The 22,450-nt window shown below is 53.3% G+C and carries 15 protein-coding genes; 14 read left to right on the top strand and 1 reads right to left on the bottom strand.

Going from position 1 to position 22,450, the window contains the following annotated elements; all coding sequences use genetic code 11:
- Positions 1-35: 35 nt before the first annotated feature.
- From ACFE8Q_RS07600 to ACFE8Q_RS07590, 3 genes are all read left to right on the top strand, one after another.
- Positions 36-1,391: a choice-of-anchor Q domain-containing protein gene (locus ACFE8Q_RS07600; protein ID WP_375444770.1), complete on the top strand. Its 1,356-nt coding sequence runs from the start codon at positions 36-38 to the stop codon at positions 1,389-1,391.
- Positions 1,392-1,396: 5 nt separating this feature from the next.
- The gene (locus tag ACFE8Q_RS07595) at positions 1,397-3,172 is read left to right on the top strand and encodes an endo-1,4-beta-xylanase (RefSeq protein WP_375444769.1); all 1,776 of its coding nucleotides are present in this window, start codon (positions 1,397-1,399) and stop codon (positions 3,170-3,172) included.
- 72 nt (positions 3,173-3,244) lie between these two features.
- Positions 3,245-4,000, top strand: coding sequence for a ThuA domain-containing protein (locus ACFE8Q_RS07590; RefSeq protein WP_375444768.1), 756 nt, complete (start codon positions 3,245-3,247; stop codon positions 3,998-4,000).
- A 13-nt stretch (positions 4,001-4,013) separates the two neighbouring features.
- Here the strand turns inward: ACFE8Q_RS07590 and ACFE8Q_RS07585 are convergent, their stop codons facing one another.
- Positions 4,014-5,567 (bottom strand): hypothetical protein, encoded by a 1,554-nt coding sequence (locus ACFE8Q_RS07585; protein ID WP_375444767.1) that lies wholly within the window; start codon positions 5,565-5,567, stop codon positions 4,014-4,016.
- Between the two features lie 161 nt (positions 5,568-5,728).
- Between ACFE8Q_RS07585 and rbsK the strand changes: the two genes are divergently transcribed.
- The 11 genes from rbsK to ACFE8Q_RS07530 all read left to right on the top strand — a co-directional run bounded on the left by rbsK (position 5,729) and on the right by ACFE8Q_RS07530 (position 22,448).
- The gene (gene rbsK, locus ACFE8Q_RS07580) at positions 5,729-6,694 is read left to right on the top strand and encodes a ribokinase (protein WP_375444766.1); all 966 of its coding nucleotides are present in this window, start codon (positions 5,729-5,731) and stop codon (positions 6,692-6,694) included.
- A gap of 24 nt (positions 6,695-6,718) precedes the next feature.
- Complete coding sequence (locus tag ACFE8Q_RS07575) at positions 6,719-8,287, top strand: ADP-ribosylglycohydrolase family protein (protein ID WP_375444765.1); 1,569 nt, start codon at positions 6,719-6,721, stop codon at positions 8,285-8,287.
- Between the two features lie 199 nt (positions 8,288-8,486).
- On the top strand, positions 8,487-9,482 hold the full coding sequence (locus ACFE8Q_RS07570) for a GRP family sugar transporter (RefSeq protein ID WP_375444764.1): 996 nt from the start codon (positions 8,487-8,489) through the stop codon (positions 9,480-9,482).
- An 81-nt stretch (positions 9,483-9,563) separates the two neighbouring features.
- The gene (locus tag ACFE8Q_RS07565; RefSeq protein ID WP_375444763.1) at positions 9,564-10,190 is read left to right on the top strand and encodes an RNA polymerase sigma factor; all 627 of its coding nucleotides are present in this window, start codon (positions 9,564-9,566) and stop codon (positions 10,188-10,190) included.
- 66 nt (positions 10,191-10,256) lie between these two features.
- The gene (locus tag ACFE8Q_RS07560; RefSeq protein ID WP_375444762.1) at positions 10,257-11,252 is read left to right on the top strand and encodes a FecR family protein; all 996 of its coding nucleotides are present in this window, start codon (positions 10,257-10,259) and stop codon (positions 11,250-11,252) included.
- Between the two features lie 129 nt (positions 11,253-11,381).
- The gene (locus tag ACFE8Q_RS07555; RefSeq protein WP_375444761.1) at positions 11,382-14,864 is read left to right on the top strand and encodes a SusC/RagA family TonB-linked outer membrane protein; all 3,483 of its coding nucleotides are present in this window, start codon (positions 11,382-11,384) and stop codon (positions 14,862-14,864) included.
- Between the two features lie 6 nt (positions 14,865-14,870).
- Positions 14,871-16,616 (top strand): RagB/SusD family nutrient uptake outer membrane protein, encoded by a 1,746-nt coding sequence (locus tag ACFE8Q_RS07550; protein ID WP_375444760.1) that lies wholly within the window; start codon positions 14,871-14,873, stop codon positions 16,614-16,616.
- A 20-nt stretch (positions 16,617-16,636) separates the two neighbouring features.
- Positions 16,637-19,483: a SusC/RagA family TonB-linked outer membrane protein gene (locus tag ACFE8Q_RS07545; RefSeq protein ID WP_375444759.1), complete on the top strand. Its 2,847-nt coding sequence runs from the start codon at positions 16,637-16,639 to the stop codon at positions 19,481-19,483.
- A 26-nt stretch (positions 19,484-19,509) separates the two neighbouring features.
- A complete protein-coding gene (locus ACFE8Q_RS07540; RefSeq protein WP_375444758.1) occupies positions 19,510-21,228 on the top strand; it encodes a RagB/SusD family nutrient uptake outer membrane protein in 1,719 nt (572 codons plus the stop codon).
- A gap of 46 nt (positions 21,229-21,274) precedes the next feature.
- Positions 21,275-22,069, top strand: coding sequence for a PKD domain-containing protein (locus tag ACFE8Q_RS07535; RefSeq protein ID WP_375444757.1), 795 nt, complete (start codon positions 21,275-21,277; stop codon positions 22,067-22,069).
- Between the two features lie 145 nt (positions 22,070-22,214).
- Entirely contained in the window at positions 22,215-22,448 is a 234-nt protein-coding gene (locus tag ACFE8Q_RS07530) for a hypothetical protein (protein ID WP_375444756.1), read from the top strand.
- The last annotated feature ends 2 nt before the right edge of the window (positions 22,449-22,450 follow it).

Here is a 22,450-nt window from a genome sequence, read left to right as displayed (position 1 = left end):
GCTGCTACGCAACGCGTGGCCAATCAGATTACGCTATGAACCGATATTTCTTTACACTGCTTTTACTCCTTCCGATTCTGACCTCAGCCGCCACCTGGCACGTTTCCGGTACCGGAGACGACGCTAACGATGGCAAAACGCCCGCAACGGCTTTCCGCAGTCTGCAAAAAGCTGCCGATCTGGTACAGCCCGGCGATGTGGTGCTGGTAGGCAACGGCAGTTATACCAATACCGAAAAAGGCAACGGCAGTGCTGTACTTAACATCACCCGCTCAGGTACGTCCAACGCCTGGATTACCTGGAAAGCCCGGCCCGGTCATCATCCCGAAGTGCATCCGGTGGGTTGGTGTGGTATCCAGATTTCGGGTTCCTACAACATTATCGATGGCCTAAGCGTGATTGGCAACAATGATGCGATCGTGTTGCTTAAAGCGCAGGAGGACGCTAAGAAACCGACGCCCGACCCGTACTTCAATACCAACGGGATTTTCTTCAACGGCCGGACCAACAAGCCCGACGAGAAACCGCATCATCTTATCGTTCGCAACTGCGTGGTGACCAAGTGCGCGGGTGGGGGAGTTGTTGGTATCGAGATGGACTACCTGACGGTTGAAGATTGCAAAGTGTCTGAAAACGCCTGGTTTATGCGCTACGGCGGGTCGGGCATTACCACACTCAATAACTGGGCTTATGACGATGCACCCGGCTATCACATCATCATTCAGCGCAATTTTGTCTGGAACAATAAAACGCTGGTTCCCTGGGAAAAAATCGGCAAACTGAGCGATGGCAACGGTATCATTCTCGACGTAACCGACCAGGAGCGTAAGGGCGCTACCAACCCGAATGCCGACGCCGTGGTGAAGCCCGATGCGGCCCCTGCGCCGACGGCCCCGGAGAAACCCAAACGCCCCGAATGGAAAGGCAGGGCGTTGATTGCCAATAATGTAAGCTGTTATAATGGCGGGTCGGGCATTCACACGTTCCGAACCAAATACGTTGATATCATCAATAATACGACCTACTGGAACGGGGGCATTGTAGGGTATCAGGAACTGTTTCCCAACAACTCGGAAGATGTGGTAATCATGAATAATATCATCGTGCCTCGTCCGGGCGGCAAGGTTACCTCGAACAACAAAAACACAAACATCCGCTGGGATTATAACGTGTACCCGACCGGGCAGGACGTGTTTAAAGGCCCTAACGACATCGTGGCTGATCCCGGCTTCATCGATGTGCAGCCCGATCCAACGAAAGGTAATTTCCGCCTGGTAAAAACAAGCCGGGCGGTTAATTCCGGCTCAAACGACGTACCTCAGTCGACGGATATTATCGGTAAAACCCGGCCTCAAAAAGCCGGTCGCGACCGGGGGGCCTTTGAACAATAGACACCATGTGTAAACAGCTTTCCTGCTTTCTGGCGCTGGCCCTGATGCTGGCTTATTCGACCGTCGTGAACGCGCAGGTTGCGCTGCTACCAACCGAGGCTATTCCGTTCAAAACCAATGCAAAAACTACGTCGACGCTAACAACCGTCGACGTAGCTGGGCAGCCTTTTCAGAAAGCATACCGCATAACGATCAGTAACCCGTCTGTCAATGAATCGTTTACGCTAAGGTATACGATTGATTCTGTCGTGCAGAAAGGCGATGTGATGCTGTTGTCTTTCTACAGCCGCTCGCGTCAAAGCAAGAAGGAAACCGGCGAGTCGTTTCTCGAAATCTCGCTGGATCAGGTCATTGCCGGTAAGTATACGTGGCCGCCATTGGTGGAACGGGGCATGTCGTTTGGGTCCAGTTGGGTATTGACCCAAATTCCCTTCGTTGCCTCAAAAGACGTGGCAACGGGCGATTTGTCGCTGGTGATCAAATGCGGCAGTTTCCCCCAGCAGTTTGAACTGGGTCAACTGGCGCTGGTCAACTATAAGGGGGCTAAAAAAGTGGCTGACTTACCGCGTAGTATCGTCCATTATGACGGCGATGCACCCGATGCTGCCTGGCGCAAAGCGGCGGCCGATCGGATCGAAAAGCACCGTAAAGGCAACCTTGCCGTGCGCGTTGTCGACGCTGTCGGTAAGCCGGTCACCGATGCGTCGGTAGCCGTTCGAATGACCAGAAGCGCGTTTGCCTGGGGTACAGCCACGAACTCGAAACTGTTAATGGATACCGTAAGCGCGGAAGCCAAAACGTACCGCGACACGCTGCTACGGTATTTCAACAAGGTGGTTTTCGAGAACGAGATGAAGTCCAAAAACTGGGCGACTACCAACCATGATCAGACTAAACGGGCGGTTGCCTGGCTCCGATCGCACGATATACCGGCGCGGGGGCATGTGATGGTCTGGCCATCCTGGCAACATTCACCGCATCTGATTAAGTACCAGCGTGATAAGGCGGCTCTGGGAACCGCCATTATGGAGCAGATCGCCGACGAAATGGCGGTCATGAATGGTCAGTTCGTGGAGTGGGATGTGGTAAATGAACCCTACGCGCACCATTCCATCATTGATTCGCTGGGTGGAAAATCGGTGATGGTAAAGTGGTTCGAGGCGGCCCGGAAAAATACGCCGGGCGTGAAGCTGTTTCTGAACGAATACACCATGTTTCATGGCGATGGTCCCGGCAGTGAAAACTTCTACAACAATGTGAAATACCTCATCGACAACAAAGCCCCCATCGAAGGTATTGGTGAGCAGGGACACATTGGCGGAACGCCCCCCGCTATTGAACTGGTCCTGCAACGGTTGGATCATTTTGCCGAATTTGGCCTACCCATTCAAATCTCGGAATTTGATATTACCAGCGATGACGACGATTTTAAAGCACGCTACATGCGCGACTTCATGACCGCCATCTTTAGCCATCCGGCTACAACCGGATTCGTTCAGTGGGGTTTCTGGGAGAAAGCGCACTGGATACCGGCGGGCGCGCTGTGGGATAAAAACTGGCAACCCCGTGCCCACGGAAAAGTATTTACCGATCTGGTTTCCAAAGTGTGGGCGACGAATGCCACCGGGACAACCGGAAAAGACGGTCGCTTTGCCGTTCGCGGCTTCACCGGTGACTATGAGATTGTGGTAAAGAAAGGCACTGCCAAAACGGTGCAAAAGGTAATGCTTGGTGCTGACGGACAGCTCGTTACCGTTAAACTGATGGCTAAAAAAGGGTAGGAGAGATTAGTTGATCCAGCATCAGCAACCCCCTACAGTCCGAAATTGATAAACCATATAATCCTGCTCGTCATGAACTCATTTGTCACGCTGCTTACCGTTCTGTTGCTCGTTGGATTTCGAGCCACTGCACAGGACGTCTTGATCGTAGCCGACGAAATTCCGGCCATGGAGGTGCTGGCTAAGGCACTGAACGCACAGGAGAAACTGACGGCTAAAATCGTGACGCAGACCGACATGCCCGCCACGCTGACGCCTTTCCGGGCGGTGATCGTCTACATTCATAAAGACCTGGATTCGATCCCCGAAAAAGCATTTATCAATTATGCGATGAACGGCGGAAAGCTACTTTGTTTGCACCATTCGATCAGTTCGGCGAAACGCAGGAATAAGTCGTGGTTTTCGTTCCTGAGCATTGATCTACCCAAAAAAGAGGTGGCAGAAGGCGGCTACAAATACGTGGGCGACATTGATATGTCGGTGGTGAATCTGGCATCTGCACACTTCATCACGACTCACAAGATCACATATGCGTCCACGGTGGCGTATACGCGGGAAGGTGAGCAGAAAGAGACGCCATTACCGGGTATTGTGCTGACTAAAACGGAGGGGTTTCTGAACCATCAACTGCTGAGTCCGCGGACCATCTTACTGGGGTTCAAATTCACGGATGCTACCGGAAAGGTATGGATGCAGGATCGGTCGGCCTGGTGCATGCCGGTCGGGAGAGGCTGGCTTTTTTACGGCCAACCGGGGCATGCTATCAGCGATTTCGAGAACCCGATCTACACGCAGATGATCGCCAATGCGCTGATTTATAAGGAGTAGGAGAGGGGTAAATCTACGCCAGAATGGCTTCAATCCAGGCGCCAAGATCCAGATTGCGGAGCAACTGATGATCGGCAGGATTACCGCTGAACGCGTCGATTTGGGTTATGGCATGGGTGGTCAGTTTTCCCTTGAGCCACTGCCGTAAAAGCGTGAGCGTGAGCTGTTCGCCTGCCGATATGGGGCCGCTGCCGGTTCGTTTTCGTTCTACCGAACGTAGCGCATAGGTGAGGTAATCGGCGTTGCCAAGGCGCGCATGCAGCAACAGATTCATCAACCGGCTTTGGGTGTATAACGTACCTGGCAACGAGCGGGCAGGACGAGCCAGTACCCGGTTAAGTCGTTGTAAACCAGTCGATAAATTCTCTGTGCCTAAGTCGAGCCGTACCAGTAGTAGGTCAAATTCGGTACGTACCGGCAAGGCCAGTTGGGCCAGCCCCCGCTCAAAGGCGGGCGGTACGGCCGGGCCGCGTTCGGCAGTATGGGCATTGGTCAGGTACGTTGCCAGGTGTGCAGCCGCTTCATTGTACCGTTTTTGATCGACAGACAGCAGCAGCGAATAGTAAAGCGCCAGGTACGGTACCGTGCGGTTCAGGCCCTGAACAGGGGTGTCGATGAGCCGGAGCCGGTCGATGAAAAACGGCATATCGTCGTATTGTTCCAGCAGGCGCAGGTCGGCCAGAATCCCCTCCAGCAACTGGACGTAATAAAGCGGTTGCTCGGCCCATAAAATTGGGTTGTTCTGAAATAACTGGTCCAGTTCGCGGTATACACGTAGGCTACCCGCTCCGTCGCCGATCATGCGGAAATAGGCTGACTGAAAATGCAGGTGTTGCTGCTGCATGGCAAACGACCGCATCGACGCGGGGCCGCCCGTGCGGTCGCTTCTGTTTTGCCGGTTTAGCAACTGATATTCTTCCAGCAGCAGGTCGTTGAGCCGGAGCGTATCGGCCGGGCCGCCCACCATACCACGGGTCCGATACCGGAGCAGGAGCGTCTCGTAGAGTGCCGCATGGTGCAGGGCTGTCTGGGTACGTTCGCTTTGCTGGCGAATGAGGGCGTGTTGCCTGGCCAGTGTCGGTTCATCAACGCCATCGAACTGCCAGCGAACCCATTGTTCCACCTGCTGCCGGGCGGCCAGCACAACATACAGGCCACGTTCGTGCTGCTCCGCTAGTTCCCGTGCTTTGTCCAACTGCTCCTGACTGAACTGCACCAGCCCGCGTTCGTGCAGAATCTGGCTGTCGTGCAGTAACTGACCGATTCGGACGTCGATGCGCTTATCCTGCTCGAACTGCCGAAGGCGCTGCATGACGAACCGGTACAGGTATTTTCGGGCGGGCTCCAGCGTAGCTCCCGGAAACTGACGGGCCAGGTCGGCTGTCAGCGCCTCGTCGGCCAATTCGTGGTTCAGCAGGCAGTCGAAAAGGCGCAGGAAGCCTGGGGCCGCGCTCGACCCGGCCTCGTTCAGGTTGTCTGAAGCCTGTCGACCAGTTAAAAGCCGACAGTATCGCTTCTCAGATTTGGTCAGTGAATGAACAAGTGGATGCAGGACATCGATTGTCATGTAGAAATAGCTAAAACTTTAATCAATTAACGGCTTTTTACGCTCAGTAAAGCTTTTATTCATTAGTAAGCTTGTTCGTAGCAATAGCTACTTGCTCGAAAAGTGGGCTTTGCTGGATGCAATTTTTCCATAGGTTTGTTCAACAACTTTTCTCTTATACCATGCCCTTTTCAGTTTGTGTGATCGGAAGTTCCAATACCGATATGGTCATCAAAGCCAACAAGCTACCAGCCCCCGGCGAAACGGTAATTGGCGGTACATTTCTTATGAACCCTGGCGGCAAAGGGGCTAATCAGGCCGTGGCGGCAGCCCGACTGGGAGTGGTCATGCCCGGTTCCGGGGAGTATACCTCGTCTACGGCTGTAACCTTTGTGGCTAATGTGGGCAACGATGTGTTTGGCCGTCAGGCACTGCAGCAGTTTGAGCGGGAAGGAATTCAGGGCGACTTTATCACGACCGATGCCGACGAACCGTCGGGTGTGGCGTTGATTGGCGTGGATAGCCGCGGCGAAAACTGCATCATGGTGGCGTCGGGAGCCAATGCTAAACTGGCTCAGCAACAGGTTTCGGTTGCCCTCGATGCCATAACTGACACCACAAATACCGTTGTCCTGCTCCAACTGGAAACCCCCATCCCGACCGTCGACTATGCCATTCGGCAGAGCCATGCCCGTGGCATGCGGGTGGTGCTGAACCCGGCTCCGGCCCAACTCCTCGATCCGTCGGTACTGTCCTGCCTGTATGTTATCACGCCCAATGAAACGGAAGCCGAACTGCTGACGGGTATCCGCGTAACCGACGAAGCCACCGCCCAACATGCGGCTCAGCGACTACACGAGTCGGGTGTGCCCAACGTGGTGATTACGCTCGGTTCGCGCGGTGCCTACGTATCTGATTCCTCAGAAGCCGTATTGATTGCCGCGCCACCAGTAACGGCGGTCGACACTACGGCGGCGGGCGATTGTTTCAACGGAGCATTGGCCGTAGCCCTGGCCGAGGGACGTACCTTGTTTGAGGCCGTATCCTTCGCCTGCAAAGCCGCGTCGATTTCCGTGACCCGCATGGGTGCGCAAGCTTCATTACCTCATCGACACGAAGTAGATGCCCTGCCTTTACTCACTGTTTGATCCTGTCTAAATCACTACAAACCAATGAAAAACCGCAATCTTCTTTTCCTCCCGTTGCTCGCGCTGTTGGCCTTCGGTCCGGCTCCAACGCCTAAAAAGCCGACTGCCGGAGCACCCGCCGCTGTCACCCTATCTAAGGCAACGTTGCAGGATAAAATCAAAGGGGGCTGGGCTGGTCAACTGATTGGCTGCACCTTTGGCGGACCCACGGAATTCAAGTTCAACGGCACCATGATGAATGATTATCAGCCTATTCCGTGGTACGATGGCTACATCAAGAAAACAATGCTGGAGAACCCCGGCCTGTACGACGATCTGTACATGGACCTGACGTTTGTCGATGTGTTCGAGAAAAAAGGACTCGATGCGCCCGTCAGCGAACATGCCAATGCCTTTGCCAATGCAGGTTATATGCTCTGGCACGCCAACCAGGTGGGCCGTTACAATATTCTCAACGGCATGAAAGCGCCTGAGTCTGGTCACTGGCTCAACAACCCCCACGCCGATGATATTGATTTTCAGATCGAAGCGGATTTCTCCGGCCTGATGGCTCCCGGCATGCCGAATACGGCTATTCAGATTGGCGACCCTATCGGCCACATCATGAACTACGGCGACGGCTGGTACGGCGGCGTATACGTTGGAGCCATGTATGCGCTGGCGTTTGTGAGCAACGATGTCAGCTACGTGGTCAATGAAAGCCTGAAAGCTATTCCGGCACAAAGCACGTTCCATCAGTGCATTGCCGACGTGATCAAGTGGCATAAGCTGTATCCGACGGACTGGAAACGTACCTGGCTCGAAATCCAGCGGAAATGGTCCGATGAAGTGGGGTGTTCCGATGGAATTTTCGCCCCGTATAATATCGACGCCAAACTGAATTCGGCCTATATCGTGCTGGGGCTATTGTACGGACAGGGCGACTACACGAAAACCATGCAGATCAGCACGCGCGCCGGTCAGGATTCCGACTGTAACCCCTCATCGGCGGGTGGCATTCTGGGTACTATGCTGGGCTACGACAAAATCCCTGCCTACTGGAAACAGGGCCTGAAAGACGCCGAAGACATTGACTTCAAGCACACGACCATGTCGCTCAACGATGTGTATGCTATTGGCATGAAGCACGCGCTTCAGGTGGTTGAACGGAACGGTGGTAAAGTGAGCGGCGAGAACGTGACCATTGCCGTACAGACGCCTAAGCCCGTTCGGCTGGAACAGGGGTTTGCGGGCCATTTTCCCATCGAAAAGCGGGCGGTCAACAAAGATCTGACCGATGAATCTACGCTTTCGTTTATAGGTAACGGGTTCATTATCAGTGGTGATGCCCGGCCTAAAGTGGTGGCGAACCAGTATGACTATGAATCCCCGTACGTGGGTAAAGTAGAGGTGTACGTAGACGGCCAGAAGGTAGAAACGGCCAGTTTACCGGCCAACTTTACCCGTCGCCGCTACGATATGGCCTGGAAATACCAACTAGCCAGTGGCCAGCATACTATTCGTCTAAAACTGCTGAATCCCGATAAAGACTATCCAATCCGCATCCGTACCCTGATCGTGTTCGGCGATAAACCTGTTCTTGCTAAGTATTGACTTGGTTACTCGTTCTTGATTACTGGTTATTGCTGACGCGTAGCCCTTCGACAGACTCAGGGTGACAATCCACTTCCAGTAGTTGAGCTAACGTACCTGGGTATCCTGTCACCCTGAGCCTGTCGAAGGGCTGCGCGTCAGCAATAACCAGTAATCAGGAACGAGTAACTACTAACCCTTTTCCTAACCATCATCACCAATGTTTATCATAGAATCATACAGCACGGCTGTACTGTTTTGTATCGTCACGATGCTCTGTTGGGGGTCGTGGGCCAATACCCAGAAGCTCGCCGCTGGCACCTGGCGGTTCGAACTGTTCTACTGGGATTATGTGCTCGGCATCGTTGCCCTGGCACTTATTTCGGCCCTGACGCTGGGAAGTCTGGGCGACGGGGGACGTTCGTTTCTGGTCGATGTGCAGCAGGCTGATACGGCCAATATCGGCTCGGCTATATGGGGGGGCGTGCTCTTCAACGCGGCTAATATTCTGCTGGTTGCGGCCATTTCCATTGCGGGTATGTCGGTTGCTTTTCCGGTAGGTATCGGGCTGGCGCTGGTGATTGGCGTAGTGGTCAACTACCTGAATGCCCCGGTCGGTAGCGCCAGCCTGTTGTTTGGCGGCATGGCCCTGATCGTAGTGGCAATCCTGCTTAACGCCTTCGCCTACCGCCGCACCGCGACAACCGGTACCGGACTGTCCACAAAAGGGTTAGTGCTATCGGTGATAGCGGGTTGCCTCATGGGCTTGTTTTACGGGTACGTTGCCCAGGCGATGTTCCCCAACTTCGACGTACCTGAACCCGGTAAACTTAGTCCGTATACCGCCGTGGTCTTCTTTGCCCTGGGTATTCTGATGAGCAATTTCCTGTTTAATACCCTGCTGATGTGGCGGCCATTTGTAGGTACGTCGGTGAGTTACGCCGATTACTTCCAGGGCAGTGGGCGCGATCACCTGACCGGTATACTGGGCGGCATGATCTGGTGCCTGGGTATGTCGTTCAGCATCTTAGCCTCCGATAAAGCCGGTCCGGCTATCAGCTATGGGCTGGGGCAGGGCGCTACGGTGGTGGCCGCTTTGTGGGGCATTTACGTCTGGAAAGAGTTCCGCTCGGCCCCCAGAGGAGTGAGTATGTTGCTGAACGGCATGTTACTCTGTTACATCATCGGCATTGGTCTGCTCATCATAGCCCGATAGTTTTTTAGCTTTTTTCGAGTATTTAATGACTGTATATTGCTTGTAATCGCCAGTATATTGCTTCTTTCTTCCAGGCCAGGTATGGATACTCAACTTTCTGCTGCTCAACACACGCTGCTCTGGGATGCCTTTCGAAGTGGTGATCGGTCAGCTTTTGCCAAATTGTATGAGTTGTTTGCCGCCGACTTGTACCGGTATGGGTATAACCTGGTTCGGAATCGGCAAGTGGTGGAGGATTGCCTGCACGAATTATTTCTGCACCTTCACGAAAGTCACCAGCGATTAGGCCCTACCGATAACATCCGCTTTTACCTGTTCCGGGCGTTGCGTCGCCGACTGCTCGACACTGTTGGCCGGATGAAAAAGCTGGATTCTGAGGCGTATCACTTCGATAATGCCGAGTTTCTGATTCAGCCCCACGAAGCCACACTGGTTACGGAGGAACTGGTTGATCAGCAAAGCCGGATTGTGGTGGCCGAGTTGAACAGGTTGCCCAAACGGCAGAAAGAGATTCTATATTTGGTCTACATGAAGGGACTCACGTACCCGCAGGCGGCCGAGATAATGGGTATCACCATGAAGAGTGTGTATAATACAGTAAACGTGGCTCTGGCCAGCCTACGAATGTGCCTGCACGAGTCCTTACAACTGCGGGGTGCTTTTTTAAGCCTTGCCGGTCTGGTTATGCGCTATTTTGCGTCTAATTAATTGATAAAAAGACGGGAAAAAATAAGTTGGCCACCGTTTAACGAGTATTATCATGATGTCTCCACAATGCCATATCCCACATTTACCGTAGAAGATTTCTGTAAAGATTCCTATTTCATCCGTTGGGTAGTATCCCCAACCGACGAAGCAGACCGGTTTTGGCAAGCATTCATAGATGAGTACCCACATAAAAGAAACGATATCCTGTCGGCGATTGACTTCGTTAAATCGATTCATTTTTATGAAATCGAACCAGACGAACTAGACCTTGCCCGGCTGAAGCAACGCATCTGGGCCGATATTGAACCAGAAAGCCAGTTGGAAACGGGGCGGGTTATTCCGTGGTATCGCCGGCCAGCCTGGGCGGCGGCCGCTGTTGTCATGCTGGCCTCGTCGATCGGCATTGGCTGGTGGACCTACCGGTCTGAAACGGCCCCAACCTACGAAACTGGTTACGGTAAAATTCAGGAAATAAAGCTGGCCGATGGTTCTTCGGTGACCCTCAATGCCAATTCATCGCTCAAAGTAGGCGACAACCTGGTCGGCAGTGCGGTGCGTGAAGTCTGGCTGAAAGGCGAAGCTTACTTCAGCATTGCCAAACGGAACGGAGCAAAATTCATCGTTCATACAGCCGAAGCGAACGTGGAAGTGCTGGGCACCGAGTTTAATGTAAACACCCGCCGCGCAGAAACCAGGGTTGTATTGCACGAAGGCAAAGTGCAACTGACTACGGCCAATCAGCCAGCCGTTGTTATGAAACCCGGCGATATGGCTACCGTAGCCCCCCAAAATCGTGAAATTAAACTAAAGAAGGTGCAACCTGACGTGTACGAAGCCTGGAAAGAATCGTACATCGTATTGGATGGTAAAAGTTTACCTGAGATCGTCACCATCCTGGAAGACAACTTCGGCGTAACGATTAAACTGACGGATAAACAATTAGCCGACAAGAAGCTGAGCGGTAAACTGCGTACCGAAGTGGCCGAGGATTGCATCGAAAATCTGGCCATCATTCTGGAGGCGGACGTGCAAAAAAAGGGAGATACGTACCTGTTCGAGTAGATAGATATAGGTAGTAGGAAGATTTAAAAATTAACGAGAAATAATCATAGAAAAAACGGGAAAAGGGCCAACCCCGTCTGTTTGACTACCAATTACAGCATAGTCAATCACACGATTTCCGTTTTAACTATGAAACGACATATCCTTTTTTATACAACCTTAATTGGCTTAGCCTGTGCTCCCGGAACGCCGAAGGCCATAGCTCAGTTAACGTTGGCTTCCAATAAGAGACCTGCTGAGGGAATCAAAGCACAGGAGACTGTTACCACCCTGATTGCGTTACTCAAAAAGTTAGAGGTCATCCACAAGACCAGCTTTGTGTATCAGAAAGAGTTACTGGAAAACAAAACGTTTTCCGGTACACTCAATGAAAATGACAAACTGGAGCAAATACTTGATCGGGTGCTGACGCCTGCTAATCTTCGGTTCAAAAAGCTCAAAGGTGGTGATTACACGATTTTGCCCCGCAAAAACCCCAGGCTTTCGCTTGAAACCGACGAGAGTCTGCCGACAAGCCCACCAGCCGATGCGGTGGCAAACCGGGAGTCGACTCTGACGGCACTGCCATCGAGAACGGACGTGCAGACCGTTTCAACGAGCCGGGCAGCCGAGATTATCGTAAAAGGTAAGGTTGTCGATACTGAAAAAGGCGAACCGGTTCCGGGCGTAAGCATCGTGCTGAAAGGGGCCGTTAGAGGTACCAATACCGACGCTAAAGGGGAGTACTCGATCTCGGTGCCCGACGCGAACGCTGTGTTGGTGTTTAGCTTCGTCGGCTTTGTAAAACAGGAAGTTACCGTTGGTAATCGCTCACGAGTAGATATCACCCTGAAGTCAGACATGAGCCAGCTCGACGAGGTTGTGGTGGTTGGTTTCGGTACGCAGAAAAAAGCAACCGTAACGGGTGCTATCTCGTCGGTCAATACCAAAGAATTGCTACAGTCGCCGGTGGCCAACATCAGTAACTCGCTGGTGGGTCGTATGCCGGGGCTTTTTGCCGTTCAAAATAGTGGTGAACCTGGTGCCGATGCCTCGACACTTCGGATTCGCGGTGTGAGCACGTTTTCAGGAGCTGCCGATCCGCTCATTCTGGTAAACGGCGTTCAGGTGAGTAACTACAACAACATTGACCCCAACGAAATTGAAAACCTGACCATCCTGAAAGATGCGTCGGCAACGGCTATTTATGGCATACGGGGTGCCAACGGCGTGCTGTTGATCACCACCAAGCGCGGTAAAGTGGGAAAGCCACAGTTTAGCTACACCGGCAACCTGGCCATAACCAGCTTCACGAACCTGCGGAAAAACATGAACAGCGCCGATTATGCTACGTACTATAACGCAGGCTTAAAGGCAGATGCCTATATATCAGGCGGTTACACGCCTAAGTTTACCGATGACGATATTGCCAAATACCGGTCAGGCGAAGACCCAATCTTTCACCCAAACTCAGACTGGTACGCGCTGGCGCTGAAACCACAGGCCCTGCAAACCCAGCATAACATCAGTATCAACGGCGGCACCGAGAAGGTGCGCTACTTCGTGTCGGCGGGGTTTTTCAGCCAGGGTGGGCAGTTCAATAACTCGGATGTGATCAAAGATTTTGACGCCAACCGAACCTACAAGCGCTACAATTTCCGGTCGAACTTTGATTTTGATATCACCAAACGCCTGAAAGCATCGATCGATCTATCGTCGCAGACCGAAAACCTGACGGGGTCAAACTGGCCTACCGTGCGTATTATCGAGAGCATCGCGAAGGCAAACTCCATTACCTCGCCGGGTATTATAGACGACAAAATCGTGAACCTGGTAGGGGTAGCGGCTGTGAATAACCCCATCGCCGACATGTTTTCAAACGGCTATAATCGCCAGTACAAAAACTTCCTGCAAGGGTCTGTCCGGCTGGATTACATGCTCGACTTCATCACCGAAGGTCTGACCATGCATGGCCTGACCAACTACCAGAATAATAACACGGAGACGATCATTAACCTGCGGCCACTAGTGACGTATAACGCTATCCGTTTGGCCGATGGAACCGTCAACTACATCCCTCAGAACGTTGATCAGCCGTTCACTTTTCAGCAGCTCATCGCTAAAAATCGCCGGACTTACGCTGAGTTTGGGTTCGACTACAAACGGGCATTCGGCGATCATTATGTAACGGCGCTGGTCAACTACAACCAAACCAAATATTTTGACCCCAACCTGGCTTTTCTGGTGCCAAACGGCTATCAGGGGGTTGTAGGCCGGACAACCTACGGCTACAAAGGCCGTTACCTGGCTGAATTTACGTTTGGCTACAACGGCACCGAGAACTTCGACGTAGGCAAGCGGTTCGGTTTCTTTCCCGCTTTTTCGTTGGGCTGGGTAGCGTCTGATGAAGCTTTCTTCCCTAAAAACGACGTGCTAACGTACCTGAAATTCCGGGGATCATACGGCGAAACGGGGAACGACCAGATTGGGAACGACCGGTTTCTGTACCGGCCCTCTGCCTATACCTCGTCTACCGGTGGCTACTTTTTCGGCGAAGTGGGCAGCACCCAAACGGGTTACACGCGCACGGTTGAAGGCAAGCTGGGGAACCCCAACGTGACCTGGGAGCGGGCTATCGAGCGGAACTTCGGCGTAGAACTGGCCTTATGGAAGAATAAAATCCGGGTAACGGCTGATTACTTCAACAAGCAGCGCGACAATATTCTCGCCAATCTGGGTACGGTGCCCATCACCGTGGGGGCCACGCTACCAGCCTACAACCTGGGAAAAATGAACAACAAAGGGTTTGACGGGGATATTAGCTACAGCGACCAGATTGGTACACTCAACTTCTTTGTAAAAGCGAACTACACCTTTGCCCGCAACAAGATTGAATTCCAGGATGAAACCGTCCGGCCATTTTCCTATCAGTACCGGACGGGACAGCGCTACGGGCAACTGTTTGGCCTCGTTGCCGATGGGCTATACAATACCTGGGCAGAAGTGAACGACGCCAACCGGCCTATTTCGATCTATAACAGCAACAAGATTCAGCCCGGCGACATTCGTTACAAAGACATCAACGGAGATGGTGTCATCAATGCCGACGATGAGGTGCCCATTGGTTACTCCAACTTCCCCGAGAAGATCTTCGGTGTTTCATTCGGAGGTGCCTACAAAGGGTTCGATTTCTCGGTCCTTTTTCAGGGATCCAGCAACGTATCGATCGCGTATAACCGCACCCAGAACCGGGGCTTCTTTGAAGACCGCGCCGCGCCCGCTTACCTGATAAATAGCTGGACAGCAGAGCGGTATGAACAGGGGTTGCCCATTGATTTTCCCCGGTTCTCGCAGAACGGAACCTACAACCACAACTATGTGAGTTCGACGTATTGGGTACGTGATGCCAGTTACGTACGTCTGAAAAACGTGGAGATTGGCTATAACCTGCCAAAAGTATTCCTGAGCCGAATCGGCCTGAGCGGTACCCGCCTGTATATAAACTCCAATAACCTGTATACCTGGAGTTCGGTGTTCCCGGGCGTTGATCCTGAGTTGCCAACCGGCGTCACCAATGAGGAACCGTACCCACTCACCCGCACCATCAACGTCGGGCTTAACCTTAAATTCTAGACCAGTATGAAAACCATAATCAGGGCTGTTTTTTGTGGCATCCTGTGCGTAGTAGCCTCGGCCTGCGACAAAAGCTTTAGCGAGTTTTTAGATAAAGCACCCGGCGTAGACGTCAATGAGAATACTGTCTTCTCATCAAAAGTGCAGTTGGAAACCTTCATCACAGGTACGTATCGCTTTGGTATTCACTCGATTTTTACCTACAACGATGCGTTGCTGATTCCCGCGCCCGCCAGCCGTACCTTCACCATCAACGCCGCCGCCACCGATGAAGCGGAAGCGGAAGTGACCTTCTTCCATACTGAAAACTGGAACGATGCCAACATCACGTCGGCCGACAATCCGGTGGGGCGCGAAGATTACCGCTACTGGGTTCGGTGGACGGCCATTCGGAACTGCAACATCATTCTGGAGCGCCTCAATGAAGTGCCTGGCTTAGACGAAGCGTATAAGAATCAGGTGATTGGCGAGGTGAAGTTCATCCGGGCACTGAACTACTCGGAGATGCTGAAACGCTACGGCGGGGTGCCCATCATCGACAAGCGCGAGCAGTTGACCGACGACCTGAAAGTGAAGCGCAATACAGTAGAAGAAGTAGTGAACTTTATTGTAAAAGACTGCGACGACGCCGTTTCGCTCCTGCCCACCACCTACACCTCGACCTTCCGGGGGCGCGCCACCAAAACGGTGGCTCAGATGCTGAAAGCCCGTACGCTGCTGTACGCGGCCAGTCCGCTGTTCAACACCGCCACGCCCTACATGAGCCTGGGCGATAATAACAAGCTGATCTGCTACGGCAATCAGGACAATACGCGCTGGCAGAAAGCAGCCGATGCCGCCAAGGCGGCGATCGATCTGGCCCCCGCGGGCAACTTCGCGCTGATTACCGACAAAGGCGTTGACAAGAACTACAAGTTTATGTGGGAGCAGAACGACAATACGGAGATTGTGCTGGCCGAAAAAGCCTACGGTTCCAGAGGCCGTACCCAGTTTCCCTGGTATGGCACGCAGCCGTCTGTAATTGCGCAAGCCTGGGGCGGGGTAACGGTCATACACAATTTTGTGCGGAAATACGAGAAGAAAGACGGTACACCTCAAACCTGGGATCTGGTCAATGGTGGCTCCGATCTGATGAAGAAATACTCGGAACTGGACCCCCGCTTTGCGCAGACAGTGGGCTACAACGGCTCGTACTGGAATAAAGACTACCCCGTACTGGAAACGTTTCAGGGTGGGCGCAATTCAGCCGCCTGCTGGGGTGGCGCGTGGATGAAAAAGCTCATTCCCGACGTGTTGTCTACCTCGGCTGGTGCGGTGCCCAATTCTATTGTCTTCCGCCTGGCCGAAGCGTACCTGAACTATGCCGAAGCACTCAACGAAGCGCAGGGTCCTGTACAGGCAGCCTACGATGCTATTAACATCATTCGGGCGCGGTCGGGGATGCCCAAACTACCAGCCGGATTGACCAAAGAGCAGTTCAGGACGCGGGTACGTAACGAACGCGACATTGAACTGGCTTTTGAAGATCACCGCCTCTGGGATATCCGCCGCTGGATGGTGGCCGAAGAAGAGGGTGTGATGAAAGGGAAAATGTACGGCTTCAGAATCTACAAACTTCCGAACAGCACTACCGAATACCGCTACGAGCCTTACGTAAAGGAAATTCGCACGTTCCTGCCCCGCATGTACCTGCATCCGTTCCTGAATACTGAAGTGTACAAAGGGTATCTCGTCCAGAATCCGGGTTGGTAATCCATCTTTTTCAGAGCTTTATGAACGCCAAAAACTACTATACTATAGGGTTACTTTCGCTGCTGGGACTTGGCTTTGGCCAGGTTGCGCACGGCCAGGTAGCCAGTACTGATACGGTGACGACGGTGACGGTGCTGTCGTACCAAAACCAGAACACCGGCCGGCCAATTGCCTACGGGGTACAACCTGCCTGGAAAGTGACCGGTGCTATCTCGTCCGTTTCCGGCACCGACCTGCGTAAAAACTTTACGACCAACCTGGGCAATACGCTCTTTGGCCGAATCCCCGGCCTCACCGTGGGTCAGGGCGGCGGCGAACCCGGCAACGATTCACCTTCGCTGCGGGCGCGGGGCACCAATACCTACAATGCGGGCCGTAACGTTCTGATCCTGGTAGATGGGTACGAAAGCTCCTACGAGCAACTGGTGCCCGACGAAATCGAAACGGTGTCGTTGCTGAAAGATGCGTCGGCAACAGCCATATACGGGCTTCGTGGCGCCAACGGCGTACTCTTGATCACCACCAAACGGGGCACCGAAAGCCCGCTGGCCGTTAATTTCAGTACCCAGCAGGGTTTCCATACCGCCACGCGGTTGCCCCAGTTCCTGAGTTCCTATGATTACGCCCGTCTGTATAACGAGGGGCTGAAGAACGATGGCAAAACACCGCTCTACACCGATGCCGACCTGGAGGCGTACCGGACGGGCAGCGACCCGTATTTCCATCCCAATGTAAACTGGTATGATCAGGTATTGAGAAAAACGGCACCGATTTCCAGCTACAACCTGAACTTCAAGGGCGGAAACAACAGCGTGCGCTACTTCGTGATGCTGAATGCGGTGATGAGCAACGGCCTCTACAAGAACACCGGCGATATGGTGGCCGAAAGCGTGAACTCGCAATATGCCCGCTACAATTTCCGGTCGAACGTCGATATCAATCTGACAAAACGCTTATCGGCCTCGCTTACCCTGGGCGGGTCGGTAGAAGATAAGGCCAACCCCGGCGGCACAACAACCGGCGGTATTTTCAACTCACTGGCCACCCTGACGCCCAACGCGTTTCCGGTGTACAATGCCAATGGCACCTTTGGCGGTACCAGCGCACTGAGCAACCCCCTGGGCAACCTGCTCCAGACGGGTCAGTATACGTCCAATGGCCGTACCCTGCAAACCAACCTACGTTTTACCGAGCAACTCGATATGATTGCGCCGGGGTTGAGCGTTTCAGCGGCGGTGTCGTTCAACAACTTCTTCAGAAGCTACTCCGACAAAACGAAGCAGTATGAGCGATACTTCGCCAGCAAAGGCATTGCCGGCGATACTGTTTACACGCGCTTCAGCCAGAATACGTCGCTGGCGGGTAACGAAAACAATTCGGACCAATACCGGAACGTCATTTTTCAGGGTTTCCTGAACTACGACAAAACGTTTGGTAAACACAGTATCTCGGCCCTGTTGATGTATAACTCGGATAGCTATACGACCAACAACCAGGCAAGCAACGCCATACAAAGCCTGCCTTACAAGCACCTGGGCGGTGGCGGACGGGTAACCTACACCAATGACAGCAAGTACATCGGTGAGCTTTCGTTTGGCTACATGGGCTCTGAAGCGTTTCCGAAAAGTCGGCGATATGGCTTTTTCCCCGCGGCATCGGTCGGCTGGATCGCCTCGAACGAAGACTTCCTGAAAGGCAGCAACCTGGTAACGTACCTGAAACTGCGGGCCAGCTACGGGCTGACCGGTAACGACCAGATCGACAGCCCCAACCGGTATTATTACGAGCAGCCCTACCGCTACACAGCCGCCTACTACCTGGGAACGGGCAACACACAGGTCAATGGCCTGGTGGAAGGTGCCGCCAACCCGAATCTTAGCTGGGAGACCGAAAAGAAGCTCAACATCGGTCTTGAGTTAACACTGGCCAAACGACTCGATTTCGGTCTCGATGTGTTCAAACAGGACCGGTACGATATCCTGGCCGCGCCTAACAGTACTGTTCCCCAGTATATTGGCACCACGCTGCCCCAGCTCAATCAGGGAAAAGTGACCAACAGCGGATTCGAGGCAACTCTCCGGTATAGCAGTAAGCCAACGACAGATGCGTCTGCCGGCCAGTTGCAGTATATGGTAGAGGCCAGCGGCTGGTATGCGCAGAACAAAATCGTGTACAACTCAGAGGCCATCCGGTTGTATGACTACCAGTACACGACGGGCCAGCCAATCGGGCAGCCGTTTGGTTTGCAGGCACTGGGTCTCTTCAAAGATCAGGCTGACATTGCGGCCAGCCCCCGGCAAATTTTTGCACCCGTGCAGCCCGGCGATATCAAATACAAAGACCAGAATGGCGATGGCGTTATTGATCAGAACGACACGCGTCCCATCGGAAACACCTCGACGCCAACTCTCACGCTTAGTCTGCATTCACGGTTTGCCTACAAAGGGTTCGATCTTGAATTTCTCTTCCAGGGTGTGACGGGCCGGACTGCCTATTTCGGAGGTGCCCTCTTCCAGGCGTTCCAGAACAACGGGCAGGTTGGCCCCATTGCACTGAACCGCTGGACCCCCGAAACGGCTGCCACAGCAACGTACCCACGCCTGTCGGCCTCGAATAATCTAAATAACTTTCAGTTCTCAGACTACTGGCAACGCGATGGCAGCTTCATTAAGCTACGCAGCCTGGAGTTGGGATATACCTTTACTAGTCAGCTCGTTAAGCGCATAAAACTGAGTAATGCCCGCCTGTTTGTCAACGGAACGAACCTGTTCTCGCTCGATCATATGGACGGGTATGCCGATCCCGAAGTGATCGGCGGCTATCCGCCGCTGCGAACCGTGAGCGTGGGCCTCAGACTTCAATTTTAACGCAGCATTTAATTAAGACAAACACCATGAGACGTTTTGTATCTATAGGCTGGGTGGCCGTTATTGTCTGGCTGAGTGGCTGTGAAAACCTGGACCGTGAACTCATTACCGAGATCACGGCCAGGCAGGCGACTACCTCCTACGACTACACATTAAACCGGGTTAGTTCCATTTATGCTGATCTGCCAGCGGGCTATCTGCAAATAGATGGGGCCATGACCGCCTCAGCCACTGATGAGGCAGAACATACGCTCGAAACATCGAACGTGCAGAAGTTCAACACCGGTTCGTGGAATGCTATCGACAACCCCGAAAATTTGTGGGCCAACTTCTACCGGGGTATTCGCAAAACGAACCAGTTTCTGGCGGCGTCAGACAGCGTCAACCTGAACCAGTACAAACTGGACCCCACCCCGTCGGCCCAAACGGTGTACCAGACTCGTCTTGCCGAGATCAAACGGTGGAAATATGAAGCCCGCTTTCTCCGCGCGTTCTTTTATTTCGAACTGGTGAAGCGATATGGTGGTGTGCCAATTATCAATCAAATCCTGACGGTGAATGATAACTTCCAGGATATCAAGCGCAACTCGTTGTCGGAGTGTATTCAGTTTATTACCGCTGAATGTGATTCGGCCGCTAAAAACCTGCCCCTTGTCTACGCTGCTCCCGCCTCCGATCTAGGCCGGGCTACGCGGGGTGCCGCGCTGGCGCTCAAGAGCCGGGTGTTGCTATACGCTGCCAGCGATCTGTTCAATACGCCATCCTGGGCGGGAGGCTACGCCAGCCCCGAACTGATCTCGCTGACCGGCGACCGGCAGGCCCGCTGGAAAGCCGCTGCCGACGCGGCCAAGGCCGTAATTGACCTGGCAGGCACGGGCTACGCGCTGAATACGAACTACCGGAACCTGTTTATCACCAACAGCTACACGCTGCCCGAGATCATCTTCGCCCGCCGGAACGCGTCCAATCTGAACGACTTCGAGAAGGCCAATTACCCCATCGGCTACGACCTGGGCAATAGCGGCACCACGCCCTCGCAGAACCTGGTCGATGCCTATGAGATGACCAACGGCACCAGGTTCGACTGGAATAACCCGGTTCATGCGGCTAATCCGTATGCCAACCGCGACCCGCGTCTGGGCCTGAATATCATTCTGAACAACACCGCTTATAAAGGCCGAAACGTAGAAAGCTGGCCCGGTGGCCGGGACGGTCGCGGTGTAGTAAACGCCACGAAAACAGGCTATTACCTGAAAAAATACGTAAACGAGAACCTGAACCTGCTGCTTGGAAACACTACGGCTTATTCCTGGAATATTTTTCGCCTGCCCGAGATCTTCCTGAACTACGCCGAAGCCCTGAACGAATCATCACCCGGCAACGCCGATATCAAAGCGTATGTCGACCGGGTACGTGCCCGGACGGGCGTAGCCATGCCTGCGTTGCCAACCGGCCTGTCGCAGAGCGAAATGCGGGAGCGTATTCGGAATGAGCGCCGCGTTGAATTTGCCTTTGAAGATCACCGCGCCTGGGATGTGCGCCGCTGGATGCAGGGGCCGCAGTACTTTGGAACGCCACTCATGGGTGTCGACATTACCCGCGTCGTAAACGGTACCACCACCACATTTGCCTACAAGCCTGTTGTGGTCGAAAACCGGGTATTCGAGCCTAAAATGTACTTATATCCCATTCCACAAGGCGAATTGAATACGTCGAAAGGATTGATTCAAAATCCGCTCTGGTAACCACGCCAGTTACGTCCCTACTCTGATCCGTTAACGCAAACAACGCATGGTCTCTCTCTTTAATACCACTCGGTTCCTGCTGATCTGTCTTGGATCTGGCCTGTTGCTGAGTTCCTGCAAGTATGAGGATATTGTCAAAGCCGACTATCCGCAGCAAATTCTATACATGCCGGCGGCCAAGAACGGTGTATTTTCGATCGCCAGTATCGTCACGTCGGGTGCGTATCGGTTTACGGTCAACTCGGCGGAGAAAAAGGTTATTATTCCTCTTAGTGTCTATCGCGGAGGGGTGTCGAACGATGGCGATTTGACCGTCAACATCACCGCCAATGCCGATACGGTCAGCAAACTGATCAGTTCCAGCGCCCTGGTTGGCACCACCTTGCTGCCCGCCGACAAGAGTGTGCTACCAGGCACGGTAACGATCGCGGGTGGCAGCTATGTAACGCCCTTCGATCTTAAAATCGATCTGGATTATCTGCGGTCTATTCCTGCCGGGCAGAAACTGGCACTTGCCGTAACTATAGCGAGCTCGCAGGTGCCGGTTAATCCAGTCCTGAAAACGACGCTCATCACCTTCGACCCGGCTATTTTGAAGCCCGTGCCCGATTTTACGTCGAAAGCGGATGCCACAACCGCCCGAAAAATTGCCTTTACCAATGCGTCGCTGAATGCGGTTGGCTATTCCTGGGATTTTGGCGACGGCTCGGCGGCAGTAACCGATGCCTCACCTACGTACACGTATAGTAAGGCAGGTACGTTCACCGTTACCCTCACTGCCACAGGAATTACCGGTAGTGCCGACGCTGCTAAAAAGACAGTAACGCTTACCATACCATAGAACAGGGCCGGTTTGCACCGGCCCATCCCTTCCTGAATCGTTACCTATTTATAGCATAGCCGGGCCGCCGGAACGGTTAGTTACGAAACGCTTCCTCACTCGACTGGGCCGGGTCGCCGGAGCGAAAGCACTTTCTTTCCCGCATATGGCTCACCTACTTAAACTTCCACAGCACGCCTGCGAACGGGGCGATTCGACGGTTTTTGAGAGCGTGCTACCAGGTACATTAAAGCGAATAGTTTATATCGCCAATGCCGACGGTGCTACGCGGGGCGGGCATCGCCATAAAACAGCATGGCAGGCGCTGGTCTGCCGATTATATCGCTACCAAGTCTACATCTTATCGGCAAGAGTGCGCAAGTTTCCCTGTATTATCTGACT

Origin of the sequence: uncultured Fibrella sp., assembly GCF_964250085.1 — a bacterium.
Taxonomy (GTDB): domain Bacteria; phylum Bacteroidota; class Bacteroidia; order Cytophagales; family Spirosomataceae; genus Fibrella.
The sequence above is the reverse complement of the archived record's forward strand: the minus strand, read 5'-3'. Positions and strand labels throughout refer to the sequence as shown.